The 17,520-nt window shown below is 67.1% G+C and carries 18 protein-coding genes; 7 read left to right on the top strand and 11 right to left on the bottom strand.

The features are described from left to right. The 6 genes from A5659_RS04575 to A5659_RS04550 all read right to left on the bottom strand — a co-directional run. On the bottom strand, positions 1 to 671 hold a 671-nt coding region (locus tag A5659_RS04575; RefSeq protein ID WP_156748825.1), incomplete at its 3' end, for an MCE family protein. Next, on the bottom strand, positions 671 to 1,873 hold the full coding sequence (locus A5659_RS04570) for an MCE family protein (RefSeq protein WP_066870555.1): 1,203 nt from the start codon (positions 1,871 to 1,873) through the stop codon (positions 671 to 673). The genes A5659_RS04570 and A5659_RS04575, both read right to left, overlap by 1 nt. Before the next feature lie 19 nt (positions 1,874 to 1,892). Next, a complete protein-coding gene (locus A5659_RS04565) occupies positions 1,893 to 2,735 on the bottom strand; it encodes an ABC transporter permease (RefSeq protein WP_007772500.1) in 843 nt (280 codons plus the stop codon). A gap of 19 nt (positions 2,736 to 2,754) precedes the next feature. Further along, entirely contained in the window at positions 2,755 to 3,519 is a 765-nt protein-coding gene (locus A5659_RS04560) for an ABC transporter permease (RefSeq protein WP_014379050.1), read from the bottom strand. A gap of 234 nt (positions 3,520 to 3,753) precedes the next feature. Beyond that, positions 3,754 to 4,668 carry a 3-oxoacyl-ACP reductase gene (locus tag A5659_RS04555; RefSeq protein ID WP_066870561.1) on the bottom strand — a complete coding sequence of 305 codons (915 nt, stop codon included), beginning with the start codon at positions 4,666 to 4,668 and terminating at the stop codon, positions 3,754 to 3,756. Positions 4,669 to 4,712: 44 nt separating this feature from the next. Continuing rightward, positions 4,713 to 4,904, bottom strand: a complete 192-nt coding sequence (locus tag A5659_RS04550) for a ferredoxin (RefSeq protein WP_007772497.1) — start codon at positions 4,902 to 4,904, stop codon at positions 4,713 to 4,715. A 213-nt stretch (positions 4,905 to 5,117) separates the two neighbouring features. On the opposite strand from A5659_RS04550, the gene A5659_RS04545 reads away from it, so the two are divergent. The 5 genes from A5659_RS04545 (at position 5,118) to A5659_RS04525 (ending at position 10,025) form a co-directional block, all read left to right on the top strand. Then, positions 5,118 to 6,299 (top strand): acyl-CoA dehydrogenase, encoded by a 1,182-nt coding sequence (locus A5659_RS04545; RefSeq protein WP_066870564.1) that lies wholly within the window; start codon positions 5,118 to 5,120, stop codon positions 6,297 to 6,299. Positions 6,300 to 6,327: 28 nt separating this feature from the next. After that, the gene (locus tag A5659_RS04540; RefSeq protein ID WP_066870567.1) at positions 6,328 to 7,425 is read left to right on the top strand and encodes an acyl-CoA dehydrogenase family protein; all 1,098 of its coding nucleotides are present in this window, start codon (positions 6,328 to 6,330) and stop codon (positions 7,423 to 7,425) included. A gap of 5 nt (positions 7,426 to 7,430) precedes the next feature. Further along, complete coding sequence (gene fadD17, locus A5659_RS04535) at positions 7,431 to 8,942, top strand: long-chain-fatty-acid--CoA ligase FadD17 (protein WP_067179498.1); 1,512 nt, start codon at positions 7,431 to 7,433, stop codon at positions 8,940 to 8,942. Between the two features lie 58 nt (positions 8,943 to 9,000). Further along, positions 9,001 to 9,222: a hypothetical protein gene (locus A5659_RS04530; RefSeq protein ID WP_066877078.1), complete on the top strand. Its 222-nt coding sequence runs from the start codon at positions 9,001 to 9,003 to the stop codon at positions 9,220 to 9,222. Between the two features lie 89 nt (positions 9,223 to 9,311). Further along, on the top strand, positions 9,312 to 10,025 hold the full coding sequence (locus A5659_RS04525) for a hypothetical protein (RefSeq protein WP_066870573.1): 714 nt from the start codon (positions 9,312 to 9,314) through the stop codon (positions 10,023 to 10,025). Here the strand turns inward: A5659_RS04525 and A5659_RS04520 are convergent. The 4 genes from A5659_RS04520 to A5659_RS04505 form a co-directional block, all read right to left on the bottom strand. Further along, a complete protein-coding gene (locus A5659_RS04520) occupies positions 10,011 to 11,561 on the bottom strand; it encodes an acetolactate synthase large subunit (protein ID WP_066870576.1) in 1,551 nt (516 codons plus the stop codon). The two genes, A5659_RS04525 and A5659_RS04520, sit on opposite strands and share 15 nt — an antisense overlap. Further along, positions 11,558 to 12,385 carry an amidohydrolase family protein gene (locus A5659_RS04515; protein WP_066870579.1) on the bottom strand — a complete coding sequence of 276 codons (828 nt, stop codon included), beginning with the start codon at positions 12,383 to 12,385 and terminating at the stop codon, positions 11,558 to 11,560. The genes A5659_RS04520 and A5659_RS04515 overlap by 4 nt, the downstream gene beginning before the upstream one ends. 97 nt (positions 12,386 to 12,482) lie before the next feature. Beyond that, entirely contained in the window at positions 12,483 to 13,250 is a 768-nt protein-coding gene (locus tag A5659_RS04510; RefSeq protein WP_066870582.1) for a fructosamine kinase family protein, read from the bottom strand. Continuing rightward, the gene (locus tag A5659_RS04505) at positions 13,247 to 14,899 is read right to left on the bottom strand and encodes an acyl-CoA synthetase (protein WP_066870585.1); all 1,653 of its coding nucleotides are present in this window, start codon (positions 14,897 to 14,899) and stop codon (positions 13,247 to 13,249) included. The genes A5659_RS04510 and A5659_RS04505 overlap by 4 nt, the downstream gene beginning before the upstream one ends. 70 nt (positions 14,900 to 14,969) lie before the next feature. Between A5659_RS04505 and A5659_RS04500 the strand changes: the two genes are divergently transcribed. Next, entirely contained in the window at positions 14,970 to 15,797 is an 828-nt protein-coding gene (locus A5659_RS04500; RefSeq protein ID WP_197497920.1) for a crotonase/enoyl-CoA hydratase family protein, read from the top strand. Positions 15,798 to 15,929: 132 nt separating this feature from the next. On the opposite strand, the gene A5659_RS04495 is transcribed toward A5659_RS04500, so the two are convergent. Then, the gene (locus tag A5659_RS04495) at positions 15,930 to 17,153 is read right to left on the bottom strand and encodes a cytochrome P450 (protein WP_067179496.1); all 1,224 of its coding nucleotides are present in this window, start codon (positions 17,151 to 17,153) and stop codon (positions 15,930 to 15,932) included. Positions 17,154 to 17,197: 44 nt separating this feature from the next. On the opposite strand from A5659_RS04495, the gene A5659_RS04490 reads away from it, so the two are divergent. Continuing rightward, positions 17,198 to 17,520, top strand: a 323-nt coding sequence (locus A5659_RS04490; RefSeq protein ID WP_197497918.1) for an acetoacetate decarboxylase family protein, incomplete at its 3' end; no start/stop codon positions are given.

The raw sequence follows: 17,520 nt of genomic DNA, 5'->3' as shown, positions 1-17,520 counted from the left end.
GCCGAGAACTGCGCGCTGCGTTGATCGACGGTCGTCAGCACCGTGTTGAGGTTGTTGATCACGTCGCCGATGAGCTGGTCGCGCTGGCCCAGCGCCGAGGAGAACGCGCTGGTGTCGGCGAGCACGTTAGACAACGCCCCGCCCTGGCCCTGCAGCAGCTGGATGACAGCGCTGCTGATCGTGTTGACCTTGTCCGCGTCAAGTCCTTTGAGCACCGGCCGCAGACCGCCGAGCAGCGCGTCGAGGTCCAGTGCGGGCTGGGTGTGCTGGCTGTTGATCGTCGCGCCGGCCGGAAGTTTGCGCAGCTCACCGGGGCCCGACGTGATCTCCAAAAACCGGTCGCCGACCAGGTTTTCGTAGCGAATCACCGCGCGGGTCGACGAGTAGAGCGTGTAGCGCTTGTCGACGCCGAACTTGACGTCGATGGTGTTGTCGGGGTTGAGCTTGATGTCCGACACCGCCCCGACCGGTACGCCGGCGATGCGGACCTTCTGGCCCGACTTCAGCCGCGATACGTCGGTAAACGTTGCGTGATAAGTGCTTTCGGGACCGAATCGGAAGTCGCCGAACACCACCACCAGACCTGCCGACACCAACAGCATGGCCACCGCGAAGATGCTGACCTTGATCATCATCTCGCGGTGCGACGGCATGCCCGAACTTTCCGGCATCAGAAGTCGTCCCGTTCCGCGAAGGCGCCGTGGAACAGGAACTGCAACGTCGAGGGCGCGTCGAACTGCAGTTCGGTGAACGGCTCGTACGGGATGTTGGCGTTGTCGGTCACCAGGAACGGCGCCCGGTACCACGACCCGCCGTGTTGCTTGTTCGGGATGTCGGGCAAGCCGCGGCAGTTCGGACCGCCGGAGGCGTTCACGACCGGCAGCGATTCCGGATACGTATAAGACGGCGCACCCAGCACGAAGCTCGACGACGTGAACAGGCCGGCTTTCTTCACACCAAGGATCGGTCCGAACTCCTTGAGGCCTCGGTCGATTCCGGCGAAAAGGCAGCCGAATTCCGGCGAGTACTCGGCGGCCACCTTGAGCGGCGCCCGCAGCCGGTTGATCGCGTCGATGAAGTCCTGTTCGGCCGGGGCCAGGGTGTCATACGCGTTGTTCGACAGGCCGATGGTGGCCAACAGCGTGTCGTTGAGGTTCTTCTGCTGGTCGACGACCGTCTTGTTGATCGTCGGCAGGTTGTCGACCACGGTCGTCAGGTCCGGCGCCGCGTCGGCGTAGGTGTTGGCCACGACCGCGGCCTTGCGGAAGTCCTCCTGCAGGGCGGGCAGCTTCGGGTTGGCCTGGCGCGTGAGGGTATTCAAGCCCGACAGGATGCCGCCCAGGTCGTCGCCGTGACCGCGCAGGCCTTCCGCGAACGCGCTGAGCGTCCCGTTGAGTTCGACGGGGTCGATCTTGTGTAGCAGGTCCATCAGCGACTGGAACAGCGTGTTGACTTCCAACTGCACCGAAGAGGCCGCGACGTGCGCATCCGGGCGCAACGACGTGGGCGAAGGCGACTGTGGCGGAATGAATTCCACCGCCTTGGCGCCGAAGATGGTGTTACCCGCGATGTGCACCGCCGCGTTGGACGGAATGAAATGCAGGTCGTCGCTGTTGATTCCCAGCGTGAGCCGCGCCTGGTCCCCGGAATAGTCGATGGTTTCGACCTTGCCGATCTGGATGCCCCGGTACTTGACCTTGGCGCCCTTCTCCATCACGAGCCCGGCCCGGGGCGCCGACACCGTGACGGTGTCGATGGACGCGAATGCCGCTGTATAGGAAAGGTAGGTCAGCACGGCGAAAGCCACCATCAGGCCGGCCAGCACTGCTGCTGCCAGCCGGACGGTTGTGCGTCGCGCGTCTGTGTTCGCCATGTCCTTTTAAGCGGTCCTCTTATCCGGAGAGGTTGAAGTTACCGGACGCTCCGTACACAGCGAGCGAGATGAACAATGTGATGACGACCACGACGATCAGCGACGTCCGCACGGCTTGGCCGACAGCGATGCCCACGCCGACCGGACCGCCGTGGGCGTTGTAGCCGTAATAGGTATGGACCAGCATGACCGCGATGGACATCACGATGGCCTGCAGGAAAGACCACAGCAGGTCCGACGGGATCAGGAACGTATTGAAGTAGTGGTCGTAGAGGCCCTTTGACTGCCCGTTGATGTAGACCGTGGTGAAGCGGGCCGCGAAGAACGCGGCCAGCACCGACAGCGAGTACAGCGGGATGATCGCGATGAGCCCGGCGATCAGGCGGGTTGATACCAGGTAGGACACCGAGTGCACCGCCATGCATTCGACGGCGTCGATCTCCTCGGAAACCCGCATGGCGCCCAGTTGCGCTGTGGCACCGGCACCGATGGTGGCGGCCAGCGCGATGCCGGCGATCACGGGCGCGACGACCCGGACGTTCAGGAATGCCGAGAGGAATCCCGTCAACGCCTCGATGCCGATGTTGCCCAGCGACGAATAGCCCTGCACGGCAATGACACCGCCGGAGGCCAGCGTCAAGAAGGCCGCCACACCGACCGTGCCGCCAATCATGACCAGGGCCCCGGCGCCCATCGTCATCTCGGCGATCAGCCGGACGGTCTCCTTGCGGTAGCGGGTCAGCGCGTTGGGGACATACCGCATGGTCTGCCCGTAGAACAACGCCTGCTCGCCGAAGTCGTCGACCGGCTCTTGCAGGCGGGTGAAGATGCGGCGGAACCGCAGCGTGGCGTCGTAACTCATCGCGTGCTCACCCGTTCCGTCACTTCGCCGAGATCCGCACGCCGATGGCGGTCATCACCACGTTGATCACGAACAGACAGATGAAGGCGTAGACCACCGTTTCGTTGACCGCGTTGCCGACGCCCTTGGGGCCACCCTTGACGGTCAGGCCGCGGTAGCAGCCCACCATGCCGGCCATCACGCCGAACAGCAGCGCCTTGACTTCGGCCAGCACCAGCTCGCGCAGCCCGGTCAGCACGGTCAATCCGTTGATGAAGGCCCCGGGGTTGACGCCCTGCAGGAAGACGGAGAACACGTAGCCGCCGGAGAGACCGATGGCGCACACCAGCCCGTTGAGCAGCAGGGCCACCACCGTGGAGGCCAACACGCGTGGCACGACCAGCCGCTGGATCGGGTCGATGCCCAGCACCCGCATCGCGTCGATCTCCTCGCGGATGGTGCGGGCCCCGAGGTCGGCACAGATCGCGGTGGCGCCGGCACCGGCCACGACGAGCACGGTCACCACCGGGCCCAGCTGGGTGATCGTGCCGAAGGCCGTCCCGGCGCCGGACAGGTCGGCGGCGCCGATCTCGCGCAGCAGGATGTTGAGGGTGAAGGCCACCAGGACGGTGAACGGGATGGACACCAACAGCGTGGGCACCAGCGACACGCGCGCGATCATCCACGTCTGATCGAGAAACTCACCGAATTGAAACGGCCGGCGGAAAGCCGCCCGGCCGGTATCCATCATCATCTCGAAAAATCCGCCGACGGCGCGGGCGGGGACCGCGAGTTGTTCCCTCAACGCGGTCCCCCCCTCGGTTTGGTCTCGGCGAAGTCTATGTGTGGCCTTTGCATCGTCTACGGTCGCTCGTGGCTCGGTGTGAGCCGGATCATATTAACCCAGAACAAGTTCACCATGTCAATGAACAGCACTTCTTATCCGAACCGTTAATTCGGCTGGTCAGAAGCACTTGTCAGGTGTCAAACTGACACACGTTCTACCTGGCGATTCCCCCAATCGGCCAGCCGTCAGCGGCTATTGTTCCATCAGCGCGCTGGCGGAAAAATTGTGCTCAGGATCACGGCCAGCAAAGTAATCCTGCAGCGTCGAACTCAGCTGCGCGGGGTCCCACGCGGCGCCGTCGGCGCTGAATTTCCGCTCCACGGTCGGCGCGGCGACCAATGTCACCTGTGGACCGTAGACGATGAAGACCTGTCCGTTCACCTCGGCGGCCGCCGGTGACGACAGGAACTTCACCAGATTGACGACGTGCTCGGGTGACAAGGGGTCGATACCGCCCGCTTCCACCTCGGGTGCGTCGCCGAAGACGTCGGCCGTCATCGCGGTGCGGGCGCGGGGGCAGATGGCGTTGGCGCAGACACCGTAGCGGCCCAGAGCTCGTGCGGCCGTCAGAGTGAGCGAGATGATGCCGGCCTTGGCGGCGCCGTAGTTCGCCTGCCCGACCGGACCGACCAGCCCGGCCTCCGACGCGGTGTTGACGATCCGCCCGAAGATCTGGCCGCCCGCCCCCTTGGCCTTGGACCGCCAGTAGGTCGCCGCGTTGCGGGTCAGCAGGAAGTGACCGCGCAGGTGCACGGCGATGACGAGATCCCACTCCTCGTCGGACATGTTGAACAGCATCCGGTCGCGGGTGATGCCGGCGTTGTTCACCACGATGTCGAGGCCGCCCAGCGAGTCGGCCTGAGCAACCAGTTCGTCGGCGGTGGCGCGTTCGCTGATGTCGCCGGCCACAGCGACGGCCTTGGACCCGGCGGAGTTGATCTCGTCGATGACGTCGGAGGCGTCCAGCGCCGCCGCGATGTCGTTCACGACGACGGTCGCGCCCTGGCGGGCCAGGCCGAGCGCCTCGGCGCGGCCCAGGCCCGCGGCCGCACCGGTCACCACCGCGACCTTTCCGGAGAGATCGGTCGCGTTCGTGCTGCTAGTCAATTTATGAATACCTCTAGTTTCGGGTTACGCGCTCGGGGCTCGGATTAGTCGCCGCGCTGAAGTGCCGCGCGCGGGCATTCGGCGATCGCCTGCTCGGCCAGCTGCTCCTGATCGGCGGGAATCGGGTCGAGCTTCACCACGGCGTAATCCTCGTCGTCCAGGTCGAAGATATCCGGGGCAATTCCCAAGCACACTGCGTTACCTTCGCACCGGTCACGGTCCACGATCACCCGCACAGCACCCTCCTTGAACCTGGCCTTCACCGCAAGACTCGCTTCATCAGCATGTAGGTCCACCATAGGGCCCTGACACCGCTGGGGAAACGGTCGCTGGATTCCCAGACTAGAACGTGTTACAACCGGGAAGGCGAACGGGTAGCCGTTGGTCGAGCTGCGGCCTGTGACGAGGGTTGTCACTGAAGAACGTCGTAAATCTGAAGGACGGCTGAAATGCGCATCAGTTACACCCCGGAACAAGAGGACCTGCGTCGCGAGCTGCGGTCGTACTTCACCGCGCTGATGACCCCGGAGCGCCGCGAGGCGCTGACCTCGACGGGGGGCGGCGAGGTCGGGACGGGCACCGCGTATCGCGACACCGTCGCGCAGATGGGCAAGGACGGGTGGCTCACCCTGAACTGGCCCAAAGAGTACGGCGGCCAGGACCGCTCCCCGATGGACTCGCTGATCTTCACCGACGAGGCCGCCATCGCGGGCGTGCCGGTGCCGTTCCTGACCATCAACAGCGTCGCGCCGACCATCATGGCGTTCGGCACCGAGGAACAGAAGAAGTTCTTCCTGCCCAAAATCGCCGCCGGCGAGCTGCACTTCTCCATCGGGTATTCCGAGCCGGGCGCGGGCACGGACCTGGCCAATCTGCGCACCACCGCGGTGCGCGACGGTGACGACTACGTCATCAACGGCCAGAAGATGTGGACCAGCCTGATCGCCTACGCAGACTGGGTGTGGCTGGCGGTCCGCACCAACCCGGACGCCAAGAAGCACCGCGGCATCTCGATGCTGACCGTGCCGACGACCGCCGAAGGTTTCTCCTGGACGCCGGTGCACACCATGGCCGGGGTGGACACCAGCGCCACCTACTACTCCGACGTGCGCGTGCCGGTGACCAACCTGATCGGCGAGGAGAACGGCGGTTGGAAACTGGTGACCAACCAGCTCAACCACGAGCGGGTGGCGCTGGTTTCGCCGCAACCGATCTTCCTGGCGCTGCGCGAGGTCCGCGAATGGGCGCAGAACACCAAGGACGCCGGCGGGGCGCGGTTGATCGATTCCGAGTGGGTGCAGATCAACCTCGCCCGGGTGCACGCCAAGGCCGAAGTTCTCAAGCTGATCAACTGGGAGTTGGCCTCGGCCACCAGTGAAGCCCTGTCGCCCGCCGATGCGTCGGCGGCGAAGGTGTATGGCACCGAGCTGGCCACCGAGGCGTACCGGTTGCTGATGGAGGTGCTGGGTACCGCGGCGACGGTGCGCCAGAATTCGCCCGGCGCATTGCTGCGCGGCCGGGTCGAGCGAATGCACCGGGCCTGCCTGATCCTGACGTTCGGCGGCGGCACCAACGAAGTGCAGCGCGACATCATCGGCATGGTCGCCCTCGGTCTGCCTAGAAACCGCTGAGCCGCTACGTAATAGAAGGACGGACGTCATGGATTTCACCACCACCGAAGCGGCGCACGACCTCGGCAACCTGGTCGACACCATCGTGGACTCGGTATGCACCCCCGAACACCAGCGCGAGCTCGACGGGCTCGATCAGCGCTTCGACCGCGACCTGTGGGCAAAGCTGATCGACGCCGGCATCCTGTCCAGCGCGTCGGCCACATCGCTGGGCGGTGATGGCTTCGGCGCGCTCGAGCAGATCGCGATCCTGGTGGCGCTGGGGCACCAGCTGGCCGCCGTGCCCTATCTGGAGTCGGTGGTGCTGGGCGCCGGAGCGCTGGCCCGGTTCGGTTCCGAAGAGCTGCAACAAAACTGGGGTGTGCCGGCGGTCAAAGGCGAGAAGACGCTCAGCGTTGCCCTCGACGGTGAGATGGGCGAGGGGCCGGTGCGGGCGGCCGGCGCCGGTGCGGGCTACCGGCTGACCGGGACGCGTACCCAGATCGGATTCGGCCCGGTGGCCGACGCGTTCCTGGTTCCCGCCGAAACCGATTCCGGCACAGCAGTTTTCCTGGTCGCCGCCGACGACCCGGGCGTCACTGTGACCGCGCTGGAAACCACCGGCCTGGGCAGCGTCGGGCATCTCGCCCTGGACGGAACCGAGGTGGACGAGAGCCGCAAGGTCGGGGGCGCCGAGGTCGTGACCTGGCTCGGCACGCTGGGCACCTTGGGGCGCAGCGCTTTCCAGCTCGGGGTGCTCGAGCGGGGCCTGCAGATGACGGCCGAATACGCCCGCGAGCGTGAGCAGTTCGATCGCCCGATCGGCAGCTTCCAGGCGGTGTCACAGCGGCTCGCCGACGGTTACATCGACGTGAAGGGGTTGCGGCTCACGCTCACCCAGGCGGCCTGGCGGGTCTCGGAAGACATCGCCGCCGAAATCGACGTCGCCAGTGCGGCGTTCTGGGCCGCCGAGGCCGGTCACCGGGTGGCGCACACCATCGTGCACGTGCACGGCGGCGTCGGCGTGGACACCGATCACCCGGCGCACCGCTACTTCCTGGCGGCCAAGGAGACCGAATTCGCCCTCGGCGGTGCCACCGGTCAGCTGCGGCGGATCGGCCGGGAGCTGGCGGAGACGCCCGCTTAGGCGCAATGGATCTCACCGACGACCTGACGGTCACCAAGCTGCTGGAGCCGCTGACCGAGATCGACGATCGGGGTGTGTACTTCGAGGACTCGTTCACCAGCTGGCGCGACCACCTGCAGCATGGTGCCGCGATCGCCGCGACGCTGCGGGCGCGGCTCGACCCCGCCCGGCCGCCGCATGTCGGCGTGCTGTTGGAGAACACCCCGTTCTTCTCGGCGATGCTGGTGGCGGCGGGCCTGTCGGGGATCGTGCCGGTGGGACTCAACCCGGTGCGCCGGGGCGAGGCCCTGCGGCGTGACATCGCGAGGGCCGACTGCCAATTGGTGCTGGCGGATTCGAGATCGTCTGAGACGCTGGGTGATATCGAGCACCTGAACGCCGACTCGCCCGAGTGGGCCGAGGAGGTCGCCGCGCACCGCGACGCCCCGATCTCGTTCCAGGCCGCGTCGCCGGCGGACCTGTTCATGTTGATCTTCACCTCGGGCACCAGCGGCGAGCCCAAAGCGGTCAAGTGCAGCCACGGCAAGGTGGCGATCGCGGGCGTAACGATGTCACAGCGCTTCGGCCTGGGCCACGACGACGTCTGCTACGTGTCGATGCCGCTGTTTCATTCCAATGCGGTGTTGGTCGGCTGGGCGGTGGCGGCGGCCTGCGAGGGCTCGATGGCCTTACGGCGCAAGTTCTCTGCTTCGAATTTCATCGTCGATGTCCGTCGTTACGGCGCCACCTACGCCAACTACGTGGGCAAGCCCCTGTCGTATGTGCTCGCCACGCCGGAGCGACCCGACGATGCCGACAATCCGCTGCGGGCGGTCTACGGCAATGAGGGCGTACCCGAGGACATCGAGCGCTTCGGCCGCAGGTTCGGGTGCGTCGTGCAGGACGGGTTCGGTTCCACCGAGGGCGGCGTGGCCATCGCCCGCACCCCCGATACGCCGGCGGGTTCACTGGGGCCGCTTCCACAGGGCATCGACATCATCGATCCCGACACCGGGGCGTCCTGCCCGCCTGGCGTGGTCGGCGAATTGGTCAACACCGCGGGGCCGGGGCGTTTCGAGGGTTACTACAACGACGAGGCGGCCGAAGCCGAGCGGATGGCCGGCGGGGTGTATCACAGCGGTGATCTCGCCTACCGCGACGACGCCGGCTACGCGTATTTCGCTGGGCGGCTGGGCGATTGGATGCGGGTCGACGGCGAAAACCTGGGCGCCGCCCCGATCGAGCGGGTGCTGCTGCGCCACCCCGACGTCACCGAGGTCGCGGTGTACCCGGTCCCCGACCCGAGGGTCGGCGACCAGGTGATGGCGGCGTTGGTGATGGTGCCGGGCACCGAGTTCGAGGACGAGAAGTTCCGCGCGTTTCTGGCCGAGCAGCCGGACTTGGGACCCAAGCAATGGCCGTCGTACGTGCGGATCACTACCGAACTGCCGCGGACGGTGACCTTCAAGGTGTTGAAGCGCCAGTTGGCCGCTCAGGGTGTGGACTGCGACGACCCGGTGTGGCGGATCCACCGCTAGGGACCCGGGTCGTGCGTTGCCGCCGGATGTGCGGTCCACACAGTAAACTCAGCGCTTGATGAAAATCCGCGAAACGATCGCCTGCTCGATCCTGGTCGGGTCGCTGGGTGGCGCCGTGCTCGGGCTGGGCTCCGGTTTGGCCGCGGCGGATCCGCCTCCGGCGCCTCCCCTGCCTCCGCCACCGCCGCCGCTGGTGTGGTCGCCGCCGACGCCGGACCGCGAACCGTGGGAAGTCCCGCCCCCACCGGAGCAGGGGCCGCCGCTCCCGCCGGCGGGCTGATGGTTTTGCCGACAAGGAGACGCGATGGTTGATGCGCCGGTCCCCCACCTCGGCGTCGCTGTGACGCGCGCCGATAACGGAACCAGCGCATGACGGCACGCCCACTCGAGCTCGCGCTGGAAGCCAGCTTCGACCAGCTTGCCGCCGCGGTGCCGGCGAACGTCGGCGTCGCGATCGCCCGGCCGGACAGAACCTTTTCGCTGGGCAGCTGGTGGTCGGGCGTGGCATGGTCGACCATCAAGGTGCCGTTGGCGATAGCGGCGCTGCGCAACGATTGGCTGGGCGCGCGCGATTTGGTCGTCAAGGCGATCACCGAATCCGACAACCGCGCCTCCGAACAGTTGTGGTCGCAGTTGGGCGAGCCCGCGCAGGCGGCGCGACGGGTCCAGGTCGTGGTGGCCGAGGGCGGTGACACCGCGACGGTGGTCGAATCGCGTCGACTTCGCCGCGGGTTCACCGCATTCGGCCAAACGCAGTGGAGCCTGCAGCGCCAAGCGCGGTTTGCAGCGGAGCTCTCGACCATCCCCGACGCCGTCGAAGTGATCGACCTGATGCAGCGCCTGGTCACCGGCGACCAGTGGGGCCTGGCCGCCAAAGGCATTGCCGCCAAAGGTGGTTGGGGGCCCGGTGTGCACGGCGAGTACCTGGTCCGGCAATTCGGCATCGTCCCCACCCCGGCCGGCCACTGGGGCGTGGCGCTGGCAGCCGATGCGCACGACGGCGCGTTCGAGACGGGCGTCGACGTGGTCAACACGATGACGGACTGGCTGCTGAGCCGGTTGCCGACCCTAGCCCGTTATTGACGGCACCACGGCGTCGATCAGATGCGGCCCCGGTTCGGCGAAGGCGTCGCGCAGCGCATCGGCCAATTCCTCGGCCGTGGTGACGCGCCGTGCGGGTACTCCCATGCCCTCGCTGATCTTCACGAAATCCATTGTCGGGTCAGATAAGTCGAGCAGTGACAGCGCTTCAGGGCCGGGCGCCGACCCGGCGCCGACGCGTTGCAGCTCGATGCGCAGGATGTCGTAGGCGCTGTTGTTGTACAGCACGGTGGTGACGTCGAGGTTCTCCCGGGCCTGGGTCCACAATCCCGAAATCGTGTACATGGCCGAGCCATCGGATTCCAGACACAACACCGGGCGATTGGGGGCGGCCACCGCGGCGCCCACCGCGGCCGGTATGCCGTAGCCGATCGCCCCACCGGTCAGGGTCAGCCAGTCGTGCGCCGGCGCCCCGGCGGTCGCCTGGGCGAGCAGCACGCCCGAGGTGTTCGACTCGTCGACCACGATGGCATTTTCGGGCAGCAGCGCCCCGATCACATCGGCGGCCGACGCGGAGGTCAGCGGGCCCCTCGGCAGCGGAGGACGCGATGCGGCGGCCACCGGCGCCTCGGTGCCGGGTGCCACCTGGTCGGCCAAAGCGATCAAAGCCTCTGCTGCACCGCTGTATTCGGCGAGCACGTGCACCTCGCAGCCGGCCGGCACCAGATCGCTGGGCATGCCGGGGTAGGCGAAGAACGACACCGGCGACTTGGCGCCGGCCAGCACCAGATGCTTGGCGCCGTCCAGCTGGGCCGCGGCGGCCTCGGCGAAATAGGCGAGCCGGTCGACCGCGGGGACGCCGGCGCCGCGCTCCAGCCGGGTGGGGAAGGTTTCGCACAACACGCGCGCACCCGTTGCCGCCGCAATGCGGGCGGCCGCCGCCAGCCCGGCACGGCGGGTGGCGTCGCCGCCCACCATGATCACCGTGGGCTCGCCGGAGCCGAGCACCTCGAGCACCTCGGGCGCCAACAGCGGATCGGCGCTCGCCGGCTGCGCATCCAGGTTGGAGAACAGCTGGGCGCCGTCGGACCAGGACACGTCGGCGGGCAGGATCAGCGTGGAAATCTGTGAACCCCACCGGCTGGCCGCGATGCCCTCGACGGCGTCGGCCGAAACCTGGGAGGCGTCAGCGGTCCGGCGCACCCAGCCCGAGACGGTGCCGGCCAGCGCGTCGATGTCGGATTCCAGTGGGGCGTCGTATTTTTTGTGATAGGTCGCGTGGTCGCCGACGACCACCACCATCGGTACCCGCGCACGGCGCGCGTTGTGCAGGTTGGCCAGGCCGTTGCCCAGTCCGGGTCCCAAGTGCAGCAGCACCGCGGCCGGTCGATCGGCGATGCGCGCGTAACCGTCGGCCGCTCCGGTGGCGACCCCCTCGAACAGCGCCAGCACGCCGCGCATCCGCGGCACGGCGTCCAGCGCCGCGACGAAGTGCATCTCCGACGTGCCCGGGTTGGCGAAACACACGTCGACGCCGCCGTCCACCAGGGTGTTGATCAGGGCCTGGGCACCGTTCACTTGACTGCCTCCAGTCGGAAAACTCGTTCGGCGTTGCCGCGCAGGAAATCTCGGCGGGCCTCGTCGGACAGCCCGAGGTCGTCCAGTCCCGCCAGCGCGTGCTCGTGGGTGATCATCGGATAGTTGGTGCCGAACAACACCTTTCGTTGCCCGGTACCGGTCTTCATGAACCTGACCAGTTCATCCGGCAACCGCTTGATGGTGTACGCCGAGGTGTCGATGTAGACGTTTTCGTGCTTGCGGGCCACCGCGACCATCTCCTCGGTCCACGGATAGCCGACGTGACCGCAGACGATCACCAGCTCCGGGAAATCGAGCGCCACCTGGTCGATGTAGGGAATCGGCCGGCCGGTCTCCGACGGGCGCAACGGACCGGTGTGACCGACCTGGGTGCAGAACGGCACCCCGGATTCCACGCACTGGGCAAACAGCGGATAGTAGCGACGATCGGTGGGCGGGGCATCCCACAACCACGGCACCACCCGCAGGCCGACGAACCCTCCGTCGGCTATCCGGCGCCGCAACTCCCGGACGGCTTCCATCGGGCGGTCCAGGTCGACGGTGGCCAGCCCGGCGAGCCGATTCGGGTGCGCGGCAATCCATTGCGCCACCTCGTCGTTGGAGACCAGGTCGGCTCCCCCCGGCCCCCGCCAGGCGCTGAGCACACCCACTTCGACGCCGGCGACGTCCATCGACGCCAGGGTCGCCTCGATCGGGATATCGGTGTCGGGGATCGACCCGCCCGTCCACCGCCGCAGGGATGCCAGCATGTCGCTGCGCAGGAACCGCGCAGTCGGATGCTGCATCCAGACATCGATCGTCATGCGATTGGACTTTAGCCCGCCGACGATGCGCGCCGCGGAGCGGCGGGAGGAGGAGACGGGCAATCAACACCAGACCGGGCCCGGCCGCCCTCCGATCTCAGAGGGTCAGCGCGGCGCGGGCGCAGGCGTGCGTCTGCTGCGCGTACCCGCCGCCGAACAGCGCCACGTGCGCCAGTAGCGGGAAGAGCTGGTGCAGGCCGGTGCGGTCGCGCCAGCCGGACCGCAGCGGTCGCACCCGCTGATAGCCGTCGATGACCGCGTCGAAGTGGGGGCAGCCGAACAGCGCGAGCATCGCCAGGTCGGTCTCGCGGTGACCGGCGTGTGCGGCCGGGTCGATGAGCACCACACCGTCGGGCGTCCACATCACGTTGCCGCTCCACAGATCGCCGTGCAGCCGCGCCGGGGCGTCGTCGTCGTCGAAATCGCCCGCGCGGCAACGGGCCGCGACGGAGTTCACGGCGTCGCGGGTGGCGGCGTCCAGGCCCGGGGCGGCGAGTTCGGCCATCGGGGCCAGCCGCTCCTCGGCATAGAACTCACCCCAGCGCCGGTGCGGGCGCAGCGAGAGCGGCAGGGGCTGCGACAGCGGCCCGAAAAAGCCCGTCCCGGCCCAGCCGTCCGGCCCGGCGCCGAACGCCGCGGCGCCCGCGTCGTGCGTGACGGCCAGCCGGTTGCCGAATGCGCGCGCGGCCTCGGGGGTGGGGCGCACGGAGTCAAGGCGCCGCAGGGTCAGGCTCGTGTCATCGACGGCGACGACCTGCGCGCACGGCACGCCGCCGTCGACATCGGAAAGCCATTGCAGCCCTGCGGCTTCCCAAGCGAAGAAGCCGGTCGGTGCGGCCGGATTACGTTTGACGAAGTCGGTCACGCAGTGGCGTGAGCGGCGTGCACGTCGTCGGCCGGGCGGGCCTCGGTCTGCTCCTTGGCCCAGCGGTAGTCGGGCTTGCCCGCGGGCGACCGCTTGACCTCGTCGACCAGCCACAGGCTGCGCGGCACCTTGTAACCCGCGATCTCGGAGCGCACGAAGCTGTCCAGCTCCGACAGCGTCGGTCGCGATCCCGGCCGCGGCTGCACGACGGCGGCGACGTGCTGGCCGTACCGCGCGTCCGGCACGCCGACCACCAGGGCGTCGAAGACGTCGGGGTGGCCCTTGAGCGCGGCCTCGACCTCCTCGGGGTAGATCTTCTCGCCGCCGCTGTTGATCGACACCGAGCCGCGGCCCAGCATCGTGACGGTGCCGTCCTCCTCGACGGTCGCGAAGTCGCCGGGGATGGCGTAACGCACGCCGTTGAAGGTCTTGAACGTCTCGGCGGTCTTCTTCTCGTCCTTGTAGTAACCGACCGGGATGTTGCCCTTCTTGGCAATGAACCCGCGTACTCCGGAGCCGGGCTTGACCTCGTTGCCCTGTTCGTCGAGGACGACGGTGCGGTGGTCGATCGTCACGCGCGGGCCGCCGGCATGCGGCGCGTCCTTGGCGACGATGCTGGTGCCGCCGAATCCGGTCTCCGATGAACCGATCGAGTCGGTGATGACGCGGTTGGGCAGCAGCTCGAGGAACTTCTCCTTGATGCTCGGCGAGAACAGCGCCGCGGTGGAGGCGAGCAGGAACAGCGACGACAGGTCGTACTCGTTTCCCTTGTCCTGGTGCGCAAGTAGCGCGTCGAGCAGCGGTCGCGCCATCGCGTCGCCGGTGAAGAACAGCAGGTTTACCTTGTGTTCGTGGATCGTGCGCCAGACCTCGTCGGCGTTGAATTCCGGTGCCAGCACGGTGGTTTGGCCCGAGAAGATCGACATCCAGGTGGCCGACTGGGTGGCGCCGTGGATCATCGGCGGAATCGGGTGGCGGACCATCGGTGGGTTGGCCGCGGCGGCCTTGGCCAGGTCGTACTCGTCCTTGACGAATTCGCCTGTGGCGAAGTCGGTTCCGCCGAACAGCACCCGGTAGATGTCCTCGTGGCGCCACATCACGCCCTTCGGGAAGCCGGTGGTGCCGCCGGTGTAGAGCAGGTAGATGTCGTCGGCGCTGCGCGGGCCGAAGTCGCGCTCGGGCGAGCTGCCCGCGATCGCTGAATAGAACTCGACGCCGCCGTAACGGCTGAAGTCGTTGTCGCTGCCGTCCTCCACGACCAGGATCGTCTTGACGTCGGGGGTGTCGGGCAGCACGTTGGCCACCCGGTCGGAGTACTGACGCTCGTGCACCAGCGCGACCATGTCGGAGTTCTCGAACAGGTAGCGCAGCTCGCCCTCGACGTAGCGGTAGTTGATGTTCACCAGGATGGCGCCCGCTTTGACGATGCCGAGCATCGCGATGACGATTTCGATGCGGTTGCGGCAGTACAGGCCGACCTTGTCGTCCTTTTTCACCCCTTGCTCGAGCAGGTAGTGAGCCAGGCGGTTGGCCTTCTCCTCCAGCTGGGCATAGGTCAACTTCTCGTCGCCGCAGATCAGGGCGACACGGTCGGGCACAGCGTCGATGGCGTGCTCTGCGAGATCGGCAATATTCAAGGCCACGGCCACCAAATTAGAACGTGTTACATTTCGAGGCAAGCTCGTGCCCATTGTCGAGGGAAAGGCGGTAGCCGTGACCGTGGAGAATGCCGGAACCCCAGCAAACACCGAAAACGGGGAGACCGGACCGGACGCGCTGGTGGAACAGCGTGGTCACACCCTCATCGTGACCATGAACCGGCCGCACCGCCGCAACGCCTTGAGCACGGAAATGATGGAAATCATGGTCCAGGCCTGGGACCGCGTGGACAACGACGACGACATCCGCGTCTGCATCCTGACCGGGGCCGGTGGCTACTTCTGCGCGGGCATGGACCTCAAGGCAGCAACGCAGAAGCCGCCGGGCGAGTCGTTCAAGGACGGCAGCTACGACCCGTCGCGAATCGATGCCCTGCTCAAGGGCCGCAGGCTCAAGAAGCCGCTCATCGCGGCCGTCGAGGGCCCGGCCATCGCCGGGGGCACCGAGATCTTGCAGGGCACCGACATCCGGGTGGCCGGTGAGAGCGCCAAGTTCGGCATCTCCGAGGCCAAGTGGAGCCTGTACCCGATGGGTGGCTCGGCCGTGCGGCTGGTGCGCCAGATCCCCTACACCGTGGCCTGCGACCTGCTGCTCACCGGCCGGCACATCACCGCCGCCGAAGCCAAGGACATCGGCTTGATCGGCCACGTCGTTCCCGACGGGCAGGCGCTGGCCAAGGCGCTCGAGATCGCCGAGGTGATCGAAAACAACGGACCGCTGGCCGTGCAGGCGATCCTCAAGACGATCCGCGAGACCGAGGGCATGCACGAGGAAGAGGCCTTCAAGCCCGACACCGCCAACGGGATACCGGTGTTCCTCTCCGAGGACTCCAAGGAGGGCCCCCGCGCGTTCGCCGAGAAGCGCAAGCCCAACTTCAAAAACCGCTAGGCCGGGTGGCCCCACCTCGCCGAGCGTGCCCCACCTCGCCGAGTGCCCCCCTCGCCGAGCGTAAGCGCACTGCGAAATTGCGCCTGTTTTTCCGCAGTGCGCTTACGCTCGGCGCAAACGGGATGCAGAGAGTCAGCTCAGCAGCGGCGCGCTCGGGGTGAACACCACCGGCATCGCTTCCAGGCCGCTGACGAAGTTCGCCGGCCGCAGCGGCAGCGTCGAGTCGTCATCGGCCAGCCGCAGATCCGGTAGCCGCTTGAGCACCCGCTCGGTCATCATCGACAGCTCGAGCCGGGCCAGCTGGTTGCCCAGGCAGAAGTGCGTGCCGAAGCCGAAGGCCATGTGGCTGTTCGGGTTTCGACGAATGTCGAAGTTGTCCGGGTCTTCGAACACGGACTCGTCGAAGTTGCCCGACTCGAAGAGCAGCATGATCTTCTCGCCCTCGCGCAACGAGGTGCCGTGAAAGTCCGTATCAGCCGTCAAGATTCTGCACATGTTCTTCACCGGCGATGTCCAGCGCAGCATCTCCTCGATGGCACCGGGAAGCAACGACGGGTCGCGCACCAGGGCCTCCCACTGGTCGCGGTGGCGCACCACCTGCTCGGTTCCGCCGCTCAGGGTGTGCCTGGTGGTCTCGTCGCCGCCGATGAGGATGAGCAGCGTCTCCATGACGATCTCGTCGTCGGACATCCGCTGCCCCTCCACCTCGGCGTTGACCAGGATCGAGAACAGGTCGTCGGTGGGCTCGGCGCGCCGCTTGGCGATGATGTCCATGGTGAACGCGGTGTAGGCGGCGAAAGCCTCCATGACGGTTTGGAATTCGGCCGACGCCGGGTCGATGTGGGAGCTCAGCCCGCACACCAGGTCGTCGGACCACTTCAACAGCATGCTGCGTTCGGAGGGCAGCACGCCCAGCATGTCGCCGATCACCGCCATCGGCAGCGGGGCGGCGATGTCGCGGACGAAGTCACACTCGCCGCGCTCACACACCGCGTCGATCAGCGTGTCGCACAGCTTGGCGATGGACGGCTCCTTCTCCTTCACCCGCTTGCGGGTGAAGCCGGCGTTGACCAGCTTGCGCCGCAACAGATGCGCGGGATCGTCCATGTCGATCATGTAGGGCATGCCGGGCTGGTCGGGACGGATGCCGCCCGTGCTGGAGAACAGTTCCGGATTGCGTTCGGCGTCCAGGATGGCTTGGTAGGTGGTGGCACCGGCCAGGCCGTTGCGATCCCGAAACACCGGCTGGTTGGCGCGCATCCAGCGGTAGGCCTCGCGCGAGATGTGACGGTCCGCGTAGAAATTACCGTCTGCCAGATCGATGTTCGAGATTGCTTCCGGGATGGTCGAAGTCATCTACAGCCTCCAAATGTGTTGACGAGCGGATTACAGTAACCGGCATGCCTGAGTCACAACACGTAGTTGCGGGGACGGTCCTCACCATGCCGGTGCGGATACGAAAAGCGGATGTGCATACCGCGATGTTTTCGGTGGATGCGCAAGCGGCGCAACGCCTTATCGACTACAGCGGCCTGAAAGTCTGCCAGCACCGCCGCGGCCGGGCGGTGGTGAACCTGATGCTGGCCCGCTATATCGACGGCGATCTGGGGCAGTACCACGAATTCGGCACCGCGGTCATGGTCAACCCGCCCGGCTCGACGGCGCGCGGCTGGCGAGCACTGGGCGATGCGGCCGCGTTCATCCACCACCTGCCCGTCGACCA

The organism is Mycobacterium sp. 1165196.3 (assembly GCF_001673415.1).
Classification (GTDB): Bacteria; Actinomycetota; Actinomycetes; order Mycobacteriales; family Mycobacteriaceae; genus Mycobacterium; species Mycobacterium europaeum_A.
This window is presented reverse-complemented; position numbering and strand designations above follow the sequence as displayed.